This is a genomic window from Erwinia sp. SLM-02, from assembly GCF_037450285.1.
Taxonomy (GTDB): Bacteria; Pseudomonadota; Gammaproteobacteria; order Enterobacterales; family Enterobacteriaceae; genus Erwinia.
The window spans coordinates 1,719,093-1,738,704 of sequence record NZ_JAQISN010000001.1; the positions used below are offsets into that span (position 1 = coordinate 1,719,093).

Annotated in this window: 16 protein-coding genes and 2 pseudogenes; 10 read left to right on the forward strand and 8 right to left on the reverse strand. The window is 50.7% G+C overall.

The features are described 5' to 3' along the window. Positions 1-319 precede the first annotated feature (319 nt). From PGH32_RS08020 to PGH32_RS08030, 3 genes are all read left to right on the forward strand, one after another. A complete protein-coding gene (locus tag PGH32_RS08020; protein ID WP_337893720.1) occupies positions 320-856 on the forward strand; it encodes a DUF2946 domain-containing protein in 537 nt (178 codons plus the stop codon). 196 nt (positions 857-1,052) lie between these two features. Further along, positions 1,053-3,074 (forward strand): TonB-dependent copper receptor, encoded by a 2,022-nt coding sequence (locus PGH32_RS08025; protein WP_337893721.1) that lies wholly within the window; start codon positions 1,053-1,055, stop codon positions 3,072-3,074. A gap of 20 nt (positions 3,075-3,094) precedes the next feature. Then, the gene (locus PGH32_RS08030; RefSeq protein ID WP_314420510.1) at positions 3,095-3,361 is read left to right on the forward strand and encodes a DUF2534 family protein; all 267 of its coding nucleotides are present in this window, start codon (positions 3,095-3,097) and stop codon (positions 3,359-3,361) included. 178 nt (positions 3,362-3,539) lie between these two features. Here PGH32_RS08030 and pntB read toward each other — a convergent pair whose 3' ends face one another. Together pntB and pntA are read right to left on the reverse strand one after the other, a co-directional pair. Then, positions 3,540-4,928, reverse strand: a complete 1,389-nt coding sequence (gene pntB / locus PGH32_RS08035) for a Re/Si-specific NAD(P)(+) transhydrogenase subunit beta (RefSeq protein WP_337893722.1) — start codon at positions 4,926-4,928, stop codon at positions 3,540-3,542. Between the two features lie 11 nt (positions 4,929-4,939). Next, positions 4,940-6,469 carry a Re/Si-specific NAD(P)(+) transhydrogenase subunit alpha gene (pntA, locus tag PGH32_RS08040; RefSeq protein ID WP_337893723.1) on the reverse strand — a complete coding sequence of 510 codons (1,530 nt, stop codon included), beginning with the start codon at positions 6,467-6,469 and terminating at the stop codon, positions 4,940-4,942. 513 nt (positions 6,470-6,982) lie between these two features. On the opposite strand from pntA, the gene ydgH reads away from it, so the two are divergent. Both ydgH and PGH32_RS08050 read left to right on the forward strand, forming a co-directional pair. Next, a complete protein-coding gene (gene ydgH / locus PGH32_RS08045) occupies positions 6,983-7,939 on the forward strand; it encodes a DUF1471 family protein YdgH (protein WP_314420516.1) in 957 nt (318 codons plus the stop codon). Positions 7,940-8,162: 223 nt separating this feature from the next. Beyond that, positions 8,163-9,551 carry an amino acid permease gene (locus PGH32_RS08050; RefSeq protein WP_314420517.1) on the forward strand — a complete coding sequence of 463 codons (1,389 nt, stop codon included), beginning with the start codon at positions 8,163-8,165 and terminating at the stop codon, positions 9,549-9,551. 3 nt (positions 9,552-9,554) lie between these two features. On the opposite strand, the gene PGH32_RS08055 is transcribed toward PGH32_RS08050, so the two are convergent. After that, entirely contained in the window at positions 9,555-9,968 is a 414-nt protein-coding gene (locus PGH32_RS08055; RefSeq protein ID WP_337893724.1) for a hypothetical protein, read from the reverse strand. Between the two features lie 207 nt (positions 9,969-10,175). On the opposite strand from PGH32_RS08055, the gene rstA reads away from it, so the two are divergent. Continuing rightward, a complete protein-coding gene (gene rstA / locus PGH32_RS08060) occupies positions 10,176-10,904 on the forward strand; it encodes a two-component system response regulator RstA (protein WP_337893725.1) in 729 nt (242 codons plus the stop codon). Positions 10,905-11,126: 222 nt separating this feature from the next. Here rstA and PGH32_RS08065 read toward each other — a convergent pair. Beyond that, a pseudogene (locus PGH32_RS08065) lies at positions 11,127-11,519 on the reverse strand (recombinase family protein); the annotation flags it as partial. A 304-nt stretch (positions 11,520-11,823) separates the two neighbouring features. Here PGH32_RS08065 and PGH32_RS08070 point away from each other — a divergent pair. Further along, complete coding sequence (locus PGH32_RS08070) at positions 11,824-12,492, forward strand: hypothetical protein (RefSeq protein ID WP_337893726.1); 669 nt, start codon at positions 11,824-11,826, stop codon at positions 12,490-12,492. Between the two features lie 284 nt (positions 12,493-12,776). Here PGH32_RS08070 and PGH32_RS08075 read toward each other — a convergent pair whose 3' ends face one another. From PGH32_RS08075 to PGH32_RS08090, 4 genes are all read right to left on the reverse strand, one after another. Beyond that, the gene (locus PGH32_RS08075) at positions 12,777-12,968 is read right to left on the reverse strand and encodes a hypothetical protein (RefSeq protein ID WP_337893727.1); all 192 of its coding nucleotides are present in this window, start codon (positions 12,966-12,968) and stop codon (positions 12,777-12,779) included. Between the two features lie 83 nt (positions 12,969-13,051). Beyond that, complete coding sequence (locus PGH32_RS08080) at positions 13,052-13,375, reverse strand: hypothetical protein (RefSeq protein ID WP_337893728.1); 324 nt, start codon at positions 13,373-13,375, stop codon at positions 13,052-13,054. Between the two features lie 4 nt (positions 13,376-13,379). Next, positions 13,380-13,619: a DNA polymerase V gene (locus PGH32_RS08085; RefSeq protein WP_200546817.1), complete on the reverse strand. Its 240-nt coding sequence runs from the start codon at positions 13,617-13,619 to the stop codon at positions 13,380-13,382. 179 nt (positions 13,620-13,798) lie between these two features. Continuing rightward, entirely contained in the window at positions 13,799-15,730 is a 1,932-nt protein-coding gene (locus PGH32_RS08090) for an acyltransferase family protein (RefSeq protein WP_337893729.1), read from the reverse strand. A gap of 682 nt (positions 15,731-16,412) precedes the next feature. Between PGH32_RS08090 and PGH32_RS08095 the strand changes: the two genes are divergently transcribed. From PGH32_RS08095 to rstB, 3 genes and pseudogenes are all read left to right on the forward strand, one after another. After that, on the forward strand, positions 16,413-17,174 hold the full coding sequence (locus tag PGH32_RS08095; RefSeq protein WP_337893730.1) for a DUF1796 family putative cysteine peptidase: 762 nt from the start codon (positions 16,413-16,415) through the stop codon (positions 17,172-17,174). Between the two features lie 465 nt (positions 17,175-17,639). Beyond that, positions 17,640-18,272 (forward strand): annotated as a pseudogene (locus PGH32_RS08100) (site-specific integrase); the annotation flags it as partial. A gap of 29 nt (positions 18,273-18,301) precedes the next feature. Continuing rightward, positions 18,302-19,594, forward strand: coding sequence for a two-component system sensor histidine kinase RstB (gene rstB / locus PGH32_RS08105; protein ID WP_314420522.1), 1,293 nt, complete (start codon positions 18,302-18,304; stop codon positions 19,592-19,594). Positions 19,595-19,612 lie beyond the last annotated feature (18 nt).

The window sequence follows — 19,612 nt, forward strand, 5'->3', positions numbered from 1 at the left end:
TGTGCCCCATCATTTTGTACACAGAGGCCTTCGCACCACTCTCTATCTCTATCTCTATCTCCAGCTTCACTCTTCACTCTTCACTCTTCACTCTTCACTCGCAGCGGTAATATATTCCTGGCAGGTGAACAGGAATAACAATAAACAGCGCGGATATAATGTTAAATAAATGTTTAATTCACTACCTGTTTGCTGATGATAATTTATTCCCTGTGCATTCACGTTAAAAAACATCTGAATGATAAGAATTATCCTTTAACATTATAATTAAAAGCCGTTACACTCAGCCGGTCATTTAACTTTGCCAGAGATTGCCCTTTTGGTTTTATATCGTCTGTCACAGCGCCGGATACCTGCACTGATCGCCATACTGGCGATCCTGCTGCTGTTTATTGCGCCGGACATTTCGCAGTCTCTGATGCACCGCCAGTCCGCCGATGCGAGCGCCGCCGCGTTGCACGATATGTCTGCGACGGACGATGAGATGAACATGGCCGACATGGCCGCTGAAAGCAGCCACAGCAGCCACAGCAGCCACAGCAGCCACAGCAGCCACAGCAGCCACAGCAGCGTAGAAAACAGTTCACCCCGCCAAATGCAACACCCCGTCAATCCCGTCAAATCTCATACCATGAATATGGGCATGGGCATGGGCATGGGCATGGGCATGATGGACGATTTTGCCTGCGGCTACTGTCAGCTGCTGGTTCACGTACCGATGCTGGTGTGGATTTTCATCCCCGTTATTTTGCTGATGCTGCGGATAAGCCAGTCGCCGGCGGTCCGCCCGCAGCCCGTTTATCATCTTACCGTTTATCCCGGCCCCTGCCAGCCCCGCGCCCCGCCGCTGTTTTAATTCCTGACTCTCTATTCAATCTATTATTCGTGCGCGATAAACAGTTCGCCGCGACAGTAAAATAATAATGTGATGATCACAGGACTTCGTACGCCCTAATTAACCCGTTCACTCTGCATCGCTAAATAACAGCATAAGAAAACGGGAAAGAATAATTAACGGGCGCTGGCGAGGATTGTTAAAACAGGAAAAATACATGAACGCATTTCCCCTGCGTATTTCAGTGCTGAGCGCAGCGCTTTCCCTTGCGTGGCAAAGCCAGGCGGCCTCTGCCCCTCATCACCCCGCCGTGAACGACGATGCGGTAATTACCGTGACCGCGCCGCTGTCCAATCCGTTACGCGTGGTGACCTCGCCGAAAACGCCGCGCCAGCCGGTGCCGGCCAGCGACGGTTCCGACTACCTGAAAACCATTCCCGGCTTCGCCCAGGTGCGTAATGGCGGTACCAACGGCGACCCGGTATTTCGTGGGATGTTTGGCTCGCGCCTGCGCATCCTCACCGACGGCGGAGAAATGCCGGGTGCCTGTCCGGCGCGGATGGATGCCCCGACCTCGTATATTTCACCGGAAAGCTACGATTTGCTGAGCATCACCAAAGGACCGCAAACCGTGCTGTGGGGGCCGGGAAACTCGGCGGGCACTGTGCGCTTTGAGCGCCAGCCGCCGCAGTTCACCGAACCGGGGATCAAAGGAGATGCCAGCCTGCTGGCCGCGTCTAATCATCGCTACGATGAGAATGCGGACCTCAGCCTCGGCAGCGATCAGGGGTATCTGCGCCTGCTGGGCAACAAGTCGCGATCGGATGATTACAAGGACGGCAACGGCGATCGCGTTGCCTCCCGCTGGGATAAATGGAATGCCGATATCGCCCTGGGCTGGACGCCGGACGCCGATACGCTGCTGGAGCTGAGCGCCGGGCGCGGGAACGGTGAGGCCCGCTACGCCGGGCGCAGTATGGACGGCTCGCAGTTTAAACGCGAAAGCCTCGGCCTGCGTTTTGAAAAATCGAACATCGGAGAGGTGCTGGAAAAGGTTGAGGCACAAATTTATTACAACTATGCCGACCATATTATGGATAATATCACCCTGCGCTCGCCGACTGCCGGAATGGGCAGCATGGGTGGCATGGCGATGGGCGGGATGGATATGAGCAGCGGAATGTCTGGCCGGCTCGATCGCCGTACCGTTGGTGGCCGGGCGATGGCCACGCTGATGCTGGGCGACGTAACGCTCGAAAGCGGTATGGATATGCAGACCAGCACCCACCGCAAACGCAGCGGCGATGACTGGCGTAAAGATGCCCGCTTCCACGATGTCGGCGTGTTCAGCGAGCTGAGCTGGTCGGCCAGCGAACAGGATAAAATCGTCGGTGGAGCGCGGCTCGATCGCACGTGGGTGGATAATTTCAGCACCCGCGGTGAAGGCGAGCGCAGCGATACGCTCCCCGCCGGGTTTATGCGGCTGGAGCATACGCTCAACGACGTGCCGCTGATGCTGTATGCTGGCGTTGGTTACACCGAGCGCTTCCCGGATTACTGGGAGTTATTCTCGCCCTCCTCCGGCGCGGATGGCCATTCCGCGGCGTTTGATACGGTCAAGCCGGAGAAAACCACCCAGCTGGATGTGGGCGTTAAGTATTCCGGCAAGCGGCTTGACGGCTGGCTGTCGGCCTACGTCGGCCGGGTAAACGATTTTATTCTGTTTAATTACGATGCGGCCGACAGCAGTAATAGCCGGGCCAGCAACGTTGACGCCACTATTATGGGTGCCGAAGCGGGTTATCGTTACCAGTTGACAGAACGCTGGTCAACGGATGCCAGCCTGGCCTGGGCATGGGGTAAAAACCGCAGCGATAACGTGGCCCTGCCGCAGATGCCGCCGCTGGATGCCCGGCTCGGGCTGGGTTGGGAAAACGGACCGTTCAGCACCAGCGCTCTGCTGCGAATGGTCAGCCATCAGGATCGCATTGCGTTGAATCAGGGGAGCGTCGTCGGCAAAGATTTCAGCCGCAGCCCCGGCTTCAGTATTTTCTCCGCCAATGCGGCCTGGCAGTTTAACCCGCACCTCAAACTGAGCGCGGGCGTTGATAATATTTTCAATCAGGCGTATAGCGAACATCTGAATCTGGCGGGTAACAGCAGCTTTGGTTACTCGTCCAATACCCCGGTTAACGAGCCAGGCCGTACCTGGTGGGCAAAAGTTAACGTGAAGTTCTGAACAGCATACAGGAGTTTTTTATGGCGTTTTTACCACCGGGCAAAAAGAGAAGGAATTTTCTGACCGCCCAGGCCTGCGTTTTCATTATCGTAGCCGTTATCATGACCCGCGCGATCATTGGCGGGGCCATTCAGGAATACAACATGCCGCTGTCTACCTGGCCGGTACAGCTGTATATTTCTGAATTCTTTATGATTGTGATTTACAGCAGCGTGTTTACCCTGCTGTTCTCCATCCCGCTGTGGTACTTCTTTATCGGTACCCAGGACCCGGAGAAGAAACAGTAATCCCGCCTTGCTCAGCGCCCGCCATCATTCTCGACGAGGAATAATCCCCCTTCCCGAGGCGTTGATTTCAGCTGACAATGAAAAAGGGGCGACCGGTTAACGGTCGCCCCTGTTATTTTCCACTTCTTGCAGGCTTCAGGTAACCCGGGAAATGGGCATATCCTCCAGCCTGAGCGGCTTACAGCGCCTTCAGAATCGCATCGACGGTGGCTTTCGCATCACCGAACAGCATCTGGGTGTTCTCTTTAAAGAACAGCGGGTTCTGCACGCCAGCGTAGCCGGTATTCATTGAACGCTTGAACACCACCACGTTTTGCGCTTTCCACACTTCCAGCACCGGCATACCGGCGATTGGGCTGCGCGGATCTTCCTGCGCCGCCGGGTTAACGGTGTCGTTAGCGCCAATCACCAGCACGGTATCGGTAGCGGCGAAGTCATCGTTGATCTCATCCATTTCCAGCACGATGTCGTAAGGCACTTTTGCTTCGGCCAGCAGCACGTTCATGTGGCCAGGCAGACGACCCGCAACCGGGTGGATACCGAAACGCACGGAGATGCCGCGCGCGCGCAGTTTCTCGGCAATTTCAGCCACCGGGTACTGCGCCTGCGCAACCGCCATGCCGTAGCCCGGGGTGATGATCACCGAGTTGGAGCCTTTCAGCAGTTCTGCGGTACCCGCAGCGTCGATTTCGCGGTATTCGCCCATCTCTTCGGCTTCGCCGGTTGAGCTGCTGTCGGTACCGAAGCCCCCTGCGATCACGCTGACAAACGAACGGTTCATCGCTTTACACATAATGTAGGAGAGGATCGCACCGCTTGAACCCACCAGCGCACCGGTGACGATCAGCAGGTCGTTGCTGAGCATAAAGCCCGCTGCCGCCGCCGCCCAGCCCGAGTAGGAGTTCAGCATGGATACCACCACCGGCATATCCGCACCGCCGATAGACGCCACCAGATGCCAGCCAAACGCCAGCGCGATCAGCGTCATCACCAGCAGCGCGAAGCCCTGCGCACCAACGCTTTCTGAACGCACAAAGAGGATCAGCAGCAGGAAAGAGACCACCAGCGCCAGCAGGTTAAGCTTGTGGCGATGCGGCAGCATCAGCGGACGGGAGGAGATTTTCCCACGCAGCTTGCCGAAGGCGACGATCGAACCGGTGAAGGTGACGGCGCCGATAAAGATGCCGATAAATACTTCGGTCAGATGGATGTTTTCCATCACCGGCAGCAGGCCCGGAGCGTGGTCGAGGTAGCTGTTAAAGCCCACCAGTACCGCCGCCAGACCAACGAAGCTGTGCAGTACCGCCACCAGTTCCGGCATTTCGGTCATCTCGACCTTCTTCGCCAGACGGATGCCGATCGCACCACCAATCACCATCGCCAGCAGAACCCAGGCAATATTGCCGGAGTCCGGGCCGAAGATAGTCGCCACCAGCGCCAGCGCCATACCGCTGATGCCGAAAATATTCCCCTGTTTCGAGGTTTCATGTTTAGACAGCCCGGCAAGGCTGCAAATAAACAGGATCGCAGCAACGATGTATGCTGCAGTCACTAATCCGCCAGACATGGACAAACCCCTCAGTTTTTACGGAACATTTTCAGCATGCGCTGGGTGACGGTGAAGCCACCAAAGATATTGATGCTGGCAATCAGCACCGCGATAAACGACAGGAAGCTGACCCAGCCGCCGTGGCCAATCTGCAGAACCGCACCGATCACGATGATCCCGGAAATGGCATTGGTTACCGACATCAGCGGGGTATGCAGCGCATGGCTGACGTTCCACACCACGTAGTATCCCACCACGCAGGAGAGCGCAAACACGGTGAAGTGCGAGAGGAATTCCGGCGGAGCCACGTTAGCCAGCCAGCCAAACAGCACGATGACCAACGCCAGCAGCAGATACTTACGCAGCGGCGACGCCGGTTTTTTCAATTCTGCTTCCGCTTTCACTTCCACTTTCGGCGCTTTAGGCGCAGCGGAAACCTGAATCGGCGGTGCCGGCCAGGTCACTTCGCCATCGCGGATCACGGTCACGCCGCGTACCACAACATCGTCGAAGTCGATAACGATTTCGCCGTTTTTCTCTTTGCACAGCAGCTTCAGCAGGTTGACCAGGTTAGTACCGTAGAGCTGAGAGGACTGCGTCGGCAGGCGGCTCGGCAGATCGGTATAGCCGATAATCTTGACGCCGTTCGGGGTGACGGTAACCTTATCTGCCACGGTCAGCTCACAGTTGCCGCCGGTTTGCGCCGCCAGATCGACGATCACGCTGCCCGGTTTCATTGAGGCCACCATTTCTGCCGTAATCAGCTTAGGCGCAGGCTTGCCCGGGATCAGGGCGGTGGTGACAATAATGTCCACTTCCGCGGCCTGAGCGGCGAACAACGCCATCTCAGCCTTAATAAAGGCTTCGGACATCACCTTGGCGTAGCCATCGCCGCTGCCTGCTTCTTCCTCGAAGTCCAGCTCAAGGAACTCGGCACCCATACTCTGCACCTGCTCCTTCACTTCCGGACGGGTATCGAAGGCACGCACGATCGCCCCCAGGCTGCGCCCGGCACCGATCGCGGCCAGACCGGCCACGCCCGCACCAATCACCATCACTTTGGCAGGCTGTACTTTGCCCGCGGCGGTGATCTGCCCGGTAAAGAAGCGGCCAAATTCGTGAGCGGCTTCCACAATCGCACGATAGCCGGCGATGTTGGCCATGGAGCTGAGCGCATCCAGCGACTGCGCGCGCGAAATACGCGGCACCGCATCCATCGACATCACGGTGACTTTACGCGCCGCCAGTTTTTCCAGCAGCGCCGGATTCTGTGCGGGCCAGATAAAGCTGACCAGGGTACTGCCTTCGCGCGTCAGGGCGATTTCTTCATCATCCGGCGCATTAACCTTGAGGATAATATCCGACTGCCAGACGCTGGCCGTGTCGGTGATGGTGGCCCCGGCGGCCACAAAGGCCGCATCGTCAAAGCTGGCAAGCTGACCCGCTCCGCTTTCTACGGTGACGCTGAAGCCGAGTGATAACAGCTGTTCCACCGTTTTCGGTGTTGCTGCCACGCGGGCTTCGTTGGCCAACCGTTCTTTGGTAATACCAATAAGCATATTCTTCCCTTTCATCAGAGAGTATGACGGTTTGTTGATACTGCTCCGGCCTCTATGACCGAAACCATCCTGTTTCAAACTGTTTATAACCTACTGAAAATGTGTCTTTCGATCCAGCTACCACGAGCACTGCAGAGCACTTTACCTATAAAAATTCAGTCCAGGCCCGGTTAAACCCTATATTGGACCTGAATTACCCGCTAAACCAACTATAATCTGCTACGAAAAAATTTAACAATCTCAGTGTATTCTTATCAAATCCTATTAATTAACAATGCATTAACGAGTAAAGTGGTAGCTATTACCTGCATAAGTGGTATGGAATGAAAAAACGACACGATTCAGCGAGCTTTCCTGACTATTCCAAAAATCGGAATACCCCCCCGCATAAAACCATAAAAAATGCCTGAGACAGAGGCATTATTACATGTAATAATCGTGAGCTAATCTGTTGAACATCAAGACTCCAGCACGTTTTCGTACTCATTTTGCGTAAGGCGAAGGATTATTTTTATGAAGCTGAAGAACACCATCCTGGCATCAGCCCTGTTGTCACTCACATCATTAACCGCAGTCCATGCGGCACAGGAACTGACGCCGGAGAAAGCCGCCGCGCTGAAACCGTTTGATCGGATCACCATCAATGGTCGTTTTAATGCCATTAATGAAGCCAGCAGCGCAGTATCTAAACGTGCTGATGCGCTCGGTGCCGCCTCCTACTACATTCAGGGCATCAACGATACCAACGGCAACGGCGGTAACTGGAACGTGACGGCCGACCTGTATCGCGCAGATGCCCCAGAGGCGGTGAAGAATAAAGATCGCGTGATCAACGGCGTGCGCGAACTGACCAAGTCTGAAGCCTACACCCTGGAGCCGTATGACACCGTCAGCGCCAGCGGCTTCTTCCGCAGCCAGCCGGATGTTAACGATGCGATCAGTCGTTCAGCCAAAGATAAGGGGGCGGCGTCCTTCTTTATCATTCGCCAGATTGATACCAACAACGGCGGCAACCAGATGATTACCGCCTACATCTATAAGGCCGATGCGCCTAAGCGAGTGGTGCAGCAGTCGTCTAACCTGATCCCGGCCGACTCCGAAGCGGGCAAAGCGGCACTGGCTGCCGGCGGTGCCGCAGCCAAGAACGTTGAGATCCCGGGCGTGGCCTCTTCCGATACCCCGAGCAAGAACGTCGGTCGCTTCTTTGAAACGCAGAGCTCCAGCGGTCAGCGTTACACTGTCACTCTGCCTAACGGCAAGAGCGTGCAGGAAGTAAATGCCATTACCGCCGCGCAGATGCAGCCGTTCGACAGCGTGACCTTTACCGGCCACTTCAGTACACCAACTGAAATCTCTGAAGAAGTGGGTAAACGTGCGATCGCCAAAGGCGCGAAGTACTACCACGTCACGCGTCAGTGGTCTAACCAGAGCGGCGGTAACCTGACCGTCAGCGCCGATCTGTTTAAGTAACGCTCAGAAACCGTATGCAACACGGGCAGCCTTCGGGCTGCCCTTTTTGTTGGTGAATAATCTGCGGTGATTTGTGCATAGTAAATCATTGCATCCCCTCTCCTCACTCCGTAAAATCGCCTCCCTCTTGCAGGGCTATCGTTCACCTAATCGCGCAATTCCCCTGAGTAAAAATTATACCTGGCAAATTAACTGGGTTTTTATTCCGTTTCTGGAGTTATTCTTGGACAAAAAACTAGGGCTTACCGCTCTCACCGCGCTGGTACTCAGCTCTATGCTTGGTGCGGGCGTCTTCAGCCTGCCGCAAAACATGGCGGCGGTAGCCAGTCCGGCAGCATTGCTTATAGGCTGGGGCATCACCGGCGTGGGTATTTTGCTGCTGGCAACCGCGATGCTGCTGCTGACCCGGATAAAACCCGAGCTGGATGGCGGGATTTTTACCTACGCGCAGGCGGGCTTTGGCGAACTGATCGGCTTCTGCTCGGCCTGGGGCTACTGGCTGTGCGCCGTCATTGCTAATGTGTCCTATCTGGTTATCGTTTTTTCCGCGATGAGCTTCTTTACCGATTCCCCGGGCCACGCCGTTTTCGGCGACGGCAATACCTGGCAGGCCATGCTCGGTGCCTCCGTGCTGCTGTGGGGCGTTCATGCGCTGGTACTGCGCGGGGTGCAGACCGCCGCCGGGATCAATCTGGTGGCCACGCTCGGCAAGCTGCTGCCGTTAGGGCTGTTTGTGGTACTGGCGATTGCCGCGTTCAATTATGACCGCTTCCGCATCGATTTCAGCGGGCTGTCGCTGGGCAAGCCGGTGTGGCAGCAGGTGAAGGACACCATGCTGATTACCCTGTGGGTATTTATCGGTGTGGAAGGCGCGGTGGTGGTTTCTTCCCGCGCGCGCAACAAGCGCGATGTTGGCCGCGCGACGCTGCTGGCGGTTGTGGCTGCGCTGATTGTTTATCTGCTGGTGACGCTGCTGTCGCTCGGCGTGGTGCCGCGCGCCGAGCTGGCGGGGATGCGTAACCCTTCGGTCGCGGGCCTGATGACCACGCTGATCGGCCACTGGGGCAACCTGATTATCGTCACCGGACTGATTGTTTCGGTCTGCGGGGCCTATCTCAGCTGGACGATTATGGCGGCAGAAGTGCCGATGATTGCCGCCCAGCACGGGGCGTTTCCCCGCATCCTCAGCCGCCAGAACGGACGGGGTGCACCCGCGGCCTCCCTGTGGCTGACTAACGGCTGCGTTCAGCTCTGCCTGATCCTGATCTGGCTGACCGGTGCCGACTACAGTACGCTGCTGACCATCGCCTCGGAGATGATCCTGGTACCTTACTTCCTGGTGGGGGCGTATTTATTCAAGCTGTCCTACCGTCGGGGGCAGCCCGCCATCACGGCGGTTGCGGTGGGAGCCAGCCTGTACGGGCTGTGGCTGCTGTATGCCTCCGGCCCGCTGCATCTGCTGCTGTCGGTGGTACTTTATGCGCCGGGCATGCTGCTATTTTTGTTCGCGCGTCGAAAAGGATCGCTGAAAGCACTCAGGACGGTAGAAAAAATGGCGATGGGGATACTGGTCGCGGCCGCCGTTCCGGCGGCCTGGATGCTGATGCGCTGACCGTCAGTGAGACTGCGGCAGGATGGCGATATGCAGTCGATCGTCCTGCTGCTGAAGCTCCAGCGGGCGGGCATATTCCTGGCGCACGGTGGCCAGCTGGGTATCGGACAGCGGATAAGGCAGAAGGATTTCAAAGCGGGCAATTTGCTGCTGCTGCGCAAGGGTAATCAGCCGAACGATATTGATTTCATCACTGACCTGGGTGGAGATAATCTGCAGCGCCAGGTCTTTCAGGCGTTCAGGTGCGGCGCGCGGTGCGGCCGTGGTTTTCCGCGTGACGATGCCAAAAAACGGGATCACGCCGTAAATCGCATCAACAAAGCTCCAGCGTTTCTTACAGGAAGCAGAAAGGAAATCGATATAGTTTATACAGACAGGGTCACTGTGCCCCGCTGCAGCCAGCTCAGATTCTGACACCCTTTCCTCCTTTTGATTGCACGCATAAACAGCCCCGGCGAGTATAATGACATACTCGACGTCCATTATACTACATTCATTAGATTAACAGATGTAAGGATGTCAGCGGATTCGCCGGGCGTTTTTCCGGTGATTTAGCACAGGTTAATAGGCGATATCCCTCAGAAAGGATAAGCTACCGTCATCTTTGGCCCGATAAACGGCATCATGAATAAAATTGTATTTGTAGAAGACGACAAAGACGTGGGCGAACTGATTGCCGCCTACCTGGGACGGCACGATATTGAGGTGATCGTTGAGGGCCGGGGTGACAAAGCGGAAGCGACCATCGCCGCCGCCAACCCCGATCTGGTGATGCTGGATATCATGCTGCCGGGTAAAGATGGCATGACCCTGTGCCGCGATATTCGCAGCACCGGCGTCTGGTCCGGCCCGATTGTGCTACTGACCTCGCTGGACAGCGATATGAATCATATTCTGTCGCTGGAGATGGGCGCAAACGACTACATCCTGAAAACGACCCCGCCGGCGGTTCTGCTGGCGCGCCTGCGGCTGCATCTGCGCCAGGCCGGTGGCAAACCGCAGGGTGAAGAGATCGCCCCGGCGGTTTCCAGCCAGAAAGGCCTGCGCTTCGGCACGCTGAGCATCGATACGGTCAATCGCCAGGTGACCCTTTCCGGTGAGATCGTCGCCCTTTCCACCGCCGACTTCGATCTGCTGTGGGAGCTGGCGACCCATGCCGGAACGATCCTGAACCGCGATGCCCTGCTGAAAACCCTGCGCGGCGTCAGCTACGACGGCATGGATCGCAGCATTGACGTGGCGATTTCTCGCCTGCGCAAAAAACTGCTCGATAGCGCCACCGAGCCGTATCGCATCAAAACCATCCGTAATAAAGGCTACCTGTTCGCGCCGCACGCCTGGGATGCCCAATGAGAAAGCTGTTTATTCATTTTTAGTGTGCGGATGTATTTCAACATACTGTATTTAAACAATTTATCTAAAATTCAGTATGTTGGCATCAGGCAAGCAATGGACATTTAAAGGCGGGCACGGTCTTTTTCGTGCCCCTAATTCTGTCCCTGCCGGTGAAATGCCCCCAAATTTGCCCCTATTTTCTGGCTTGATGTAGGTTTCACAACTCATGAGTCCGCCCTCTTATTCGGCAGGAAAATATTTATATACTGTCTTCACTCCAACCCGATTACATCGGCTACCTGTTGCCGGGTTGCGCCGCTATCAAGCATTCTTTTCCCCCGCGCTACAACTTCCGGTGTCATGACTCGCTTACGACCACCAACCCTACCCTGAACACGTGCTGCTGCCAATCCTGCACGCGTTCGTTCGATGATCAATTCACGCTCCATTTCCGCAAGAGCGCCCATGACGTGAAAAAAACCGGCCGGCAGGTGTGGAAGTATCGATGCTATCTGTCAGGCTTTTAAATGCCCTCCTCGCCTGCAGATCGGATGCGAGCGTGATTAAATCTCTGACGCTGCGCCCCAGCCTGTCCAGTTTCTAGACCACCAACACATCCCCGGGCCTCAGTTGTTTTAGTACATTCTTGGGTTACTGATGTTAAACACATAACGCCTGCAAGAGAAAAATACACGCGGCAGTGTCGCCTCTATCTGGGCGGTAGAAAAACTGCTTTAATCGATTTTAGTGTACCTCTTTCACTCGTTAACCTAGTAAAACTTAGTTTTCCTTAACGACTGAACAAAAAACCAGTGTATTATTCTTGAAATAACTTATTAATAGTATTTCAAATGTTAGATTTGAGCCAAGGGCAGTAGATATTTCACACATTTTTCGTTCCCAACCACACTCATATTGATTCTGAGGTTATTAATAAATGTCTATTTTGAGCGAAGTTAGCGTGTTTCTTGAAAGCATTCCAACATGGGTATCATCAGCTATCATAGCCTTAACAGGGTCATTTGTAGGGGCATTAACTGGCGGTTTTTTTACTCTTAGAGGCGTTGACCGTGAAGCAAAAATTAATCGAGCGGAATCAGAAAAGGAGTCGCTTGAGTTGCAGCTATCTGTATTGAAAGGAGTTAAGGGAGAAGTTGCTACTTTAATGGATTTGTATGATAAGAGAATGAGAAAGCTCGTTGACAACATCAAACCCGACAATTTTCTTGATGTAATATTCCCTATTGGAGATGATAACTTTACATTCTATGAAAAAAATGCAAATGTCGTTGCGAAACTGAGCGATTCCTCAAGGGATTCAATAATTAAAATTTATACTTATGCGCGTTCTTTAATACAGTCTTACAAGGGAAATAATCAGCTTATTACCGATTGCGAGAAAATTATTTTCGACATGGCAGACAATAACAAAAACAGAATAATGTATGAAAAGTTGCACAGCGAAAAAATACAAATAATGATTGACTACGCACAAGGACTTCAATCTATTGATGCTGAGCTTAAAGAGGTTAAAGAGTTAGGATTTAACGTAATCAATCAGGAAATAGCAGAACTACAAGCAAAGATACAAAAATTAACGCATTGAAATATACCCCCAGGCTCCGTGCGAAACTGATATGCCTATTAACGGTACGCTTATACCCAAACTCAGATATTCGCACTCTAGGTCATGGGACGAGGTCGGAGGTAAAAATTTTATCGTGCCGATCAGATACCTTAGAAAAACCAGGCTCTTACGACTGGTTTTTTGTGCCTGTTTTTTTACGGGGAGTCACCGGGGAGAAATGGGGGAGAAACCCGGCCAGATACCCTATGGCTTTTGGTGCTTTCAAGCTGAGGCCACTTGTGGGTTAATCATCATTGATCTCCCTACCTCAAAATGTCCGCAGCGGCCTTGCTGATGCTCTTGACCTGTAAGTCAGATGAATAGGCCTTTATTCGCTCCAATTCATAAATGATGTTTTCTTTGCTTAAAGCATGTCCATTAGCCATCAGGCTAATCACGGCTGTTCCAATTGCGCAGCCTATGAGCGCTTTTCTATCTGAATCATTGTCTTGCACTTCTTTTTCTCGCCAGTAGTTATTTACTTACAATAAGATTATTGCTATTTGTTGAATTTTCAACCTGAGCACTTTTCGGGCGTTCAGATTGTTGGTCGATGTTCCGGCGTAATCTCCAGCGCGATGTGAGTCACACGACCGATAATCGTCACCTCGTCAAGCGCCTCCCCCTCAATCGCTTCTCCCTCCTCAGTAATCAGCGCCCTGACCGACAGTTTCCCAATACGTCCCTCTCCGAACAACTCAAAAGCCACTGTGTCACCCTGGCCCGCTCTTAGCGACCGATCAACGATCACCAGGCGACCCACATCATTGATGATCATGGTTGATAATGGGTGCGAAATCAGTAGCGCATTGAGGTCTAGCCGCGTCTCGACGTAATCCTTTGCCGGTGATGGAAAGCCCATGCTGTTACCTCATGTGGTCGGAGTTGGTTAAGAAGAAAATCCGGCGTTCGCCCTCTTCCGTGGAGATATCTTTAAAGCAACTCTGGTAATGCTCGATCCATCTATTGGCTTCCTTCAATGACCAGTGGTGATTCAGCGCTGCAAGCTCACGCACGAAATCGACTGTGTGGACCACCCGACGGCCGCTGGGTTCTTTTTTGATGCTGTTTTTAAATGCGTGGGGAATTTCGTAGTAGCGAGGCATGATGCCCTCCCGTCAAAAAATACTGTATATACGCACAGCATTGCCTTTTTTTAGGAGGGATCAAGCAGATCATTGAGGAGGGAATTTAAGATGCCGATAGGACTAAAAAAATAATTGCAGTTGTACTTATAGGACAGACTTGACAAAGAGAAAAGCCCTGACTAGCAGGGCGTCCTTTATTATAGTTTTATATCACCAAGTATATTTTTATTCTTACGTAGCCATGATGGGTTAAAGTGCCCAGCATCTGCATACATAAATTCACCATTATCAGTCAATTTACATGTTTCTGAACCACAGACCTTATCATATATATTTATAATTTGTGCACCTGAACTCTGCGCTTTTGACGCCAAAGTTCCAATGAAGTCAACCTGATCTCTATCCATGCTAACACTGACGGTTTCATGTGGATTGTAGCTCAGTAATGGTTGCAACCTCATCCGATAAATGCCAGGAAACACATCTGTGATGTATGGAGCATCTTTAATGAAGTAGACATTTTTACCCATTTTAGTAAGTTCTTTAATAGTGGTCATCAGGCTACTTATAGCAAGATTCATTCCATTTTCGGAGTTGATAGAAAATTTTCCGCTATCATCTTTATAAAAGTAATCTTTTTTGCTAAAGAAGTACATATACCATGCACCACCTATAACGACATTCTTGACGCCGCTATCTTTGATTTTTTGATAGGCTGAATCCCTCATATCCCAGCAGCTTTTCCTGCGCTGATCGTCTGTATAAACATTCTTTATAGGTATGCACCCACCTCCAGCAGCTATAACGACACCAGGAGGATTTGAAGTATTATTGAGCCTATCATCAATATATTCAGCTAAATTTGCTATATGGGAATCGCCAATGAAAACATATGAGTTATCTGGTTTGGGCATCATAGTGTAGATCCCTGTGCCATTGTTGTTAAACTCATGGAGACCGAATTTTTCGTGATTCGCTTTAAGGAAAGACCATTCGGATTCACTGGGTAATACCATCTCATTTATTCTTGACTTAGATCCCATCAGATAAAAAGATAGCAAAGGTATTGCTATCATTGCAAAAAACAACTGATATGACACGGACAGTTTTTTTCTGTGTATAGGCTTTTCAATTATAGAGTAAATTCCGACCGCTATAACAAGAGAGGCAATAATACAAAGCACGTTAGCCTTGTCAGATGCACGACCAATTAAGATCGATGCAAAGCTCATTAACGGCCAGTGAACAAGGTATAGCGGGTAACTAATAAGGCCAATAAAGACAACTGATTTTATTGATAACCATTTACCAACAATAGTATTTTCACTAAAAAATATAATTAACGCCGACCCTAAAACCACAGGAATAGCATAAAATCCAGGAAATAACTTTTGAGACGGAATAAGGAAAATAGAAAGGAGAACGATTATTAACCCACATAATGCCAGACCCCCTCTTACTTTCGGGTTTAAATCCTTTATTGTTTTATCTGTATAAATAACAGAAAGAAGACTCCCCACCATCAATTCCCAAGACCTTCCAAGAGGTGAGTAATAAGCTGCCGCAGGGTTGTTCGAAATATCGTAAACATTAATACAAAAAGATGCGATTATGAAAAATAAAATTCCTTTTACTTCTATTTTTCGCTTAACAAAAAACGCTATTATAAATGGCCAGAAAATATAAAACTGCTCCTCTATTGACAAGCTCCATATGTGCAGAGTTGGCTTGAATATTGAAGCTTTGTCAAAATATCCATCTTCACTCCAAAGTAAAAAATTCTCAGTAAATAAACTTGAAAATATTACGTGTTTAAGCGTTATTGAAAACTCTGAAGTAGACAACAAAAACCATGATAAAAACAAAACACCTAAAATGGTAATTATTAACGCAGGATATATCCTCCGAATTCTTTTTTTATAAAATGATGCGAGTGAAAAATCCCCTCTTATTAATTCTTTCCGTATTATTGTTGTTATTAAAAAACCAGAAATGACAAAAAAAATGTCAACTCCAATATATCCACTTCTGAAAAAATTAGGGAGCGCGTGATAAAAAAGCACTGACATCACCGCGATCGCTCGCAAGCCATCAATATCTGGCCTATATGCTAAGTTATTTCTTGACATAACTATCCCGTAAAGTGTTGATGTGTATAACGTTATTTTATTGTGAGGAATTGTTTAAAACTATAACAGAACATCGCAAAATAAATCAATGCATTACGAACCATACTACTCACTTAGCTCGTGCGCCGCTTAACTGGCAAGAAACAAATCGCTGGGATGACACCATTTTTCTAATAAAAATCATAATTTTAATTACTTTGTTATTCATTTGGGTGTTGCGTCCCTATCTACCAACGATGGTTATCGAGCCCAGTTAATATGAATAGGGCTTTCATAGCGGCGTGGCATGATGCCCTACTGTTAGATTTAACTGTATGTAAATACAGCACTATCGCTTTCAGAGAGGGCTCAAGAGGTGCTGGCGGGGTTTAGGGTAATTGATTGACAAGCAAGAATATTTAGCAAATAAGGCTCCCTGGCATCAGCTGACATGTAGTTGATCATTTGGTAGGTCATCCTCAATTCAAGAAACTACTAATTTTTCATAACAGCCAAAAGTATTAAAATTAATGATATTTTTTAATCCACGACTTAGATAAACGACAGAGCAAAAAAACGAATCTAAATAAATTCAATAACTTAAGTGATAAGCTGAAATATTATCTTGCATATTCATACAGTTTACTTACATTACGATAGAGGATATGTAAAAAACACTTATGATTTATAGGATAGAATTTCTATGTCAATCACAGAGCTAATCAATAAAACTCAATCCAAAATTTCTTATTTCCACAGCGTGTTATTGTGTAAGTTTAAAAAAAACAATGATTTTACTTGGTTGTCATTAGGCGAAAATTGCCTGTCGGATGATATTTTACAGAGGCATCATAGAAAAAGTTACAGTTCTGTATTTTCATCCGGAAGATCGAATATTGATTACATACTCGACATGGAAAATGATAATTACGAAAACTTATTAAATAAAGAACATCTATATACAGCAACTATTGGTAATGAGCACGTAGTAAGATCAAATTATTACGATAAAAGCTCAGTTCATTACCATGAACTTCATATGAATGGTTTTGAGTTCACTCACCACAACCCCCTTGATAAACCTGAACATGTTGATGCGTTCAAGCGAAGACTAACACGTATGACAAGCCAAAAAGGAAAATCTAATTTCATTTTCCTTTACCACCATCGACATTGTGATAATCAAAACCTTCTTCTTCTTAAAGAAAAACTAAAAATATTCCAGAAGTTTTATTCAACAGGCGGGAAAAAGTGCTTCATAATTTTCTTCTATCAGTCTCTAGTTAATGAAAACCTTAGAGGATTAAAATTAATAGAATCCACAGAGGGAATTTATGAATTTAAAATTGACACTCAGCATGAATGGGCCGGAGAAAATCAGGATGTTTTTTGGGCACGAGTTGATGATGACCTCATCGGAAAAATGCTAAACACCTCCTATAACCATATAAAATCTATGATTTAATCTAAGCAATTACCAATACATACATGCCCCTAAACTTTAAAAATAATTAAAACTCGGTGAGGGGCATTAACGATATCCGCAGGATCACATCCTACTTAACATTCCCCCCGAACCGACAGTGATGGCAGCCTTGCGCTGCGCTTATGTCATTGCGCCATCATAGACAGCGACGAACCCAACTGATCCTTCGCAGGTTCCCCCGGCAACATCCTGACCCAGCAGTAACGGAGTCGCCCATTTTGTGAGATTGATTGCACTGGGGAATTCAAGCTGCAGCACCTCTCCATGCTGATTTTCAAATGCGCAGGGATGTTGAAGATACCGACATGCTGATGATGTCCCACTCACCGGCAACGAATGTCGGTAATGCGTAATACGCCACTGAGCCCGATGGATAAAGGGCATACCAAACCTGACCCACTTCTGAAACATGAGTACTAGCAGTCAAACGATGCCGCTCCGGAAAAACAGAAAAACATGTGGCATTTTTTTGCCTATACCGGGATACGTCCTGGTGAACTTTGCGCACTGGGCTGGGACGATATCGATCTCACTACTGGAGAAGTTCACGTCAGTCGTAACCTTACTCAAGAAGGCATTTTCGGCCCACCAAAGACCGAATCCGGATACAGAATAATAAAGCTGCTTGAGCCAGCGCTGGAAGCCCTGCGGGCTCAAAAGGAGCTAACAGGAAACGCACCTCAGGTACCAGTGACGATCCACCACAGAGAATTCGGTAAAACAGAAACGCAGAAGCTGAATTTTGTATTCATGCCGCGGATGCTGAAAGGCATGCAGGCCCCGCATTACTCCGTTAATTCGATAAAGTCACTTTGGGATGTTACTGTACGCAAAGCGGGTATCCGACGCCGACGCCCCTATCAACTGCGCCATACCTACGCGTGCTGGATGTTGTCAGCCGGTGCAAACCCTGCTTTTATAGCGAGTCAAATGGGTCATGAGAATGCAGAAATGGTTTTTCAGGTATATTCTTCCTGGATTACCGCCCTCGACAGCGATCAGGTTTCGTACCTGAATCAGCGCATTGGTGGTTATACGAGTGCCCCCATAGTGCCCCTGAAGGTAAACGGCAGGTAGCTAACATGTTGATTTTTGAGTTATAAAGAATGAGAAAGCTGTTTATTCAGTTTTATCTGCTGCTGTTTGTCTGCTTCCTGGTGATGGCGATGCTGGTCGGGCTGGTGTACAAATTCACCGCCGAACGCGCCGGCCGCCAGTCGATGGACGATTTAATGAAGAGCTCGCTGTATCTGATGCGCAGCGAACTGCGGGAGATCCCACCCAGGGACTGGAACCGGACGATTAATAATCTCGACCTCAATCTTTCGTTTAAGCTGCACATCGAGCCGATGAGCAAATACCAGCTCGACCCACCGACGCTGCGCCGCCTGCGGGCGGGTGAGATTGTGGCTCTCGACGACGAATACACCTTCCTGCAACATATTCCGCGCAGCCATTACGTGCTGGCGGTCGGCCCGATCCCGTATCTTTTCTATCTGCACGAAATGCGCCTGCTGGATATCGCCCTGCTGGCGTTTATCGGTATTTCGCTGGCGCTGCCGGTGTTTATCTGGATGCGCCCGCACTGGCAGGACATGCTCAAGCTGGAGAACGCCGCGCAGCGCTTCGGCCGGGGCCATCTGGACGAGCGTATTCATTTTGACAGCACCTCGAGCCTGCTGCGCCTGGGTGTCGCTTTCAACCAGATGGCCGATAATATCAACACGCTGGTCGCCAGCAAGAAGCAACTGATAGACGGCATTGCCCACGAGCTGCGCACCCCGCTGGTGCGGCTGCGCTATCGTCTGGAAATGAGCGACAACCTCAGCGAAGCTGAATCCACGGCGCTGAACCGGGATATTGGCCAGCTGGAAGCGCTGATCGAAGAGCTGCTGACCTATGCCCGCCTCGATCGCCCGCGCGTGGAGCTGAATCTGCAATCGCTCGATCTGGCGCAGTGGTTGCACGAACGGCTGCAGGATATCCGCCTGGTCAATCCCGATACCGATATTGCACTGGATACTCCGCAGCGCGAGAATCATGGGGTGGCGGATACCCGCCTGATGGAGCGGGTGCTGGACAACCTGGTGAATAACGCCCTGCGCTATGCCGACAAGCGGCTACGGGTAGGACTGTGGTTTGACGGCGACATTGCCTGCCTGCAGGTCGAAGACGATGGCCCCGGTATCCCGCTGGAAGAACGTGAGCGGGTATTCGAGCCGTTTGTTCGCCTCGATCCCAGCCGCGATCGCGCCACCGGCGGCTGCGGCCTCGGGCTGGCCATTGTCCACTCCGTTGCCCAGGCCTTTGGCGGCTACGTGACGATTGACAGCAGCCCGCTTGGCGGAGCCAGCGTGCGTTTCTGCTGGCCCGTGAACCACCCTTTGCGTGACGCCTGAGGCGTCTGAACTTCTCTT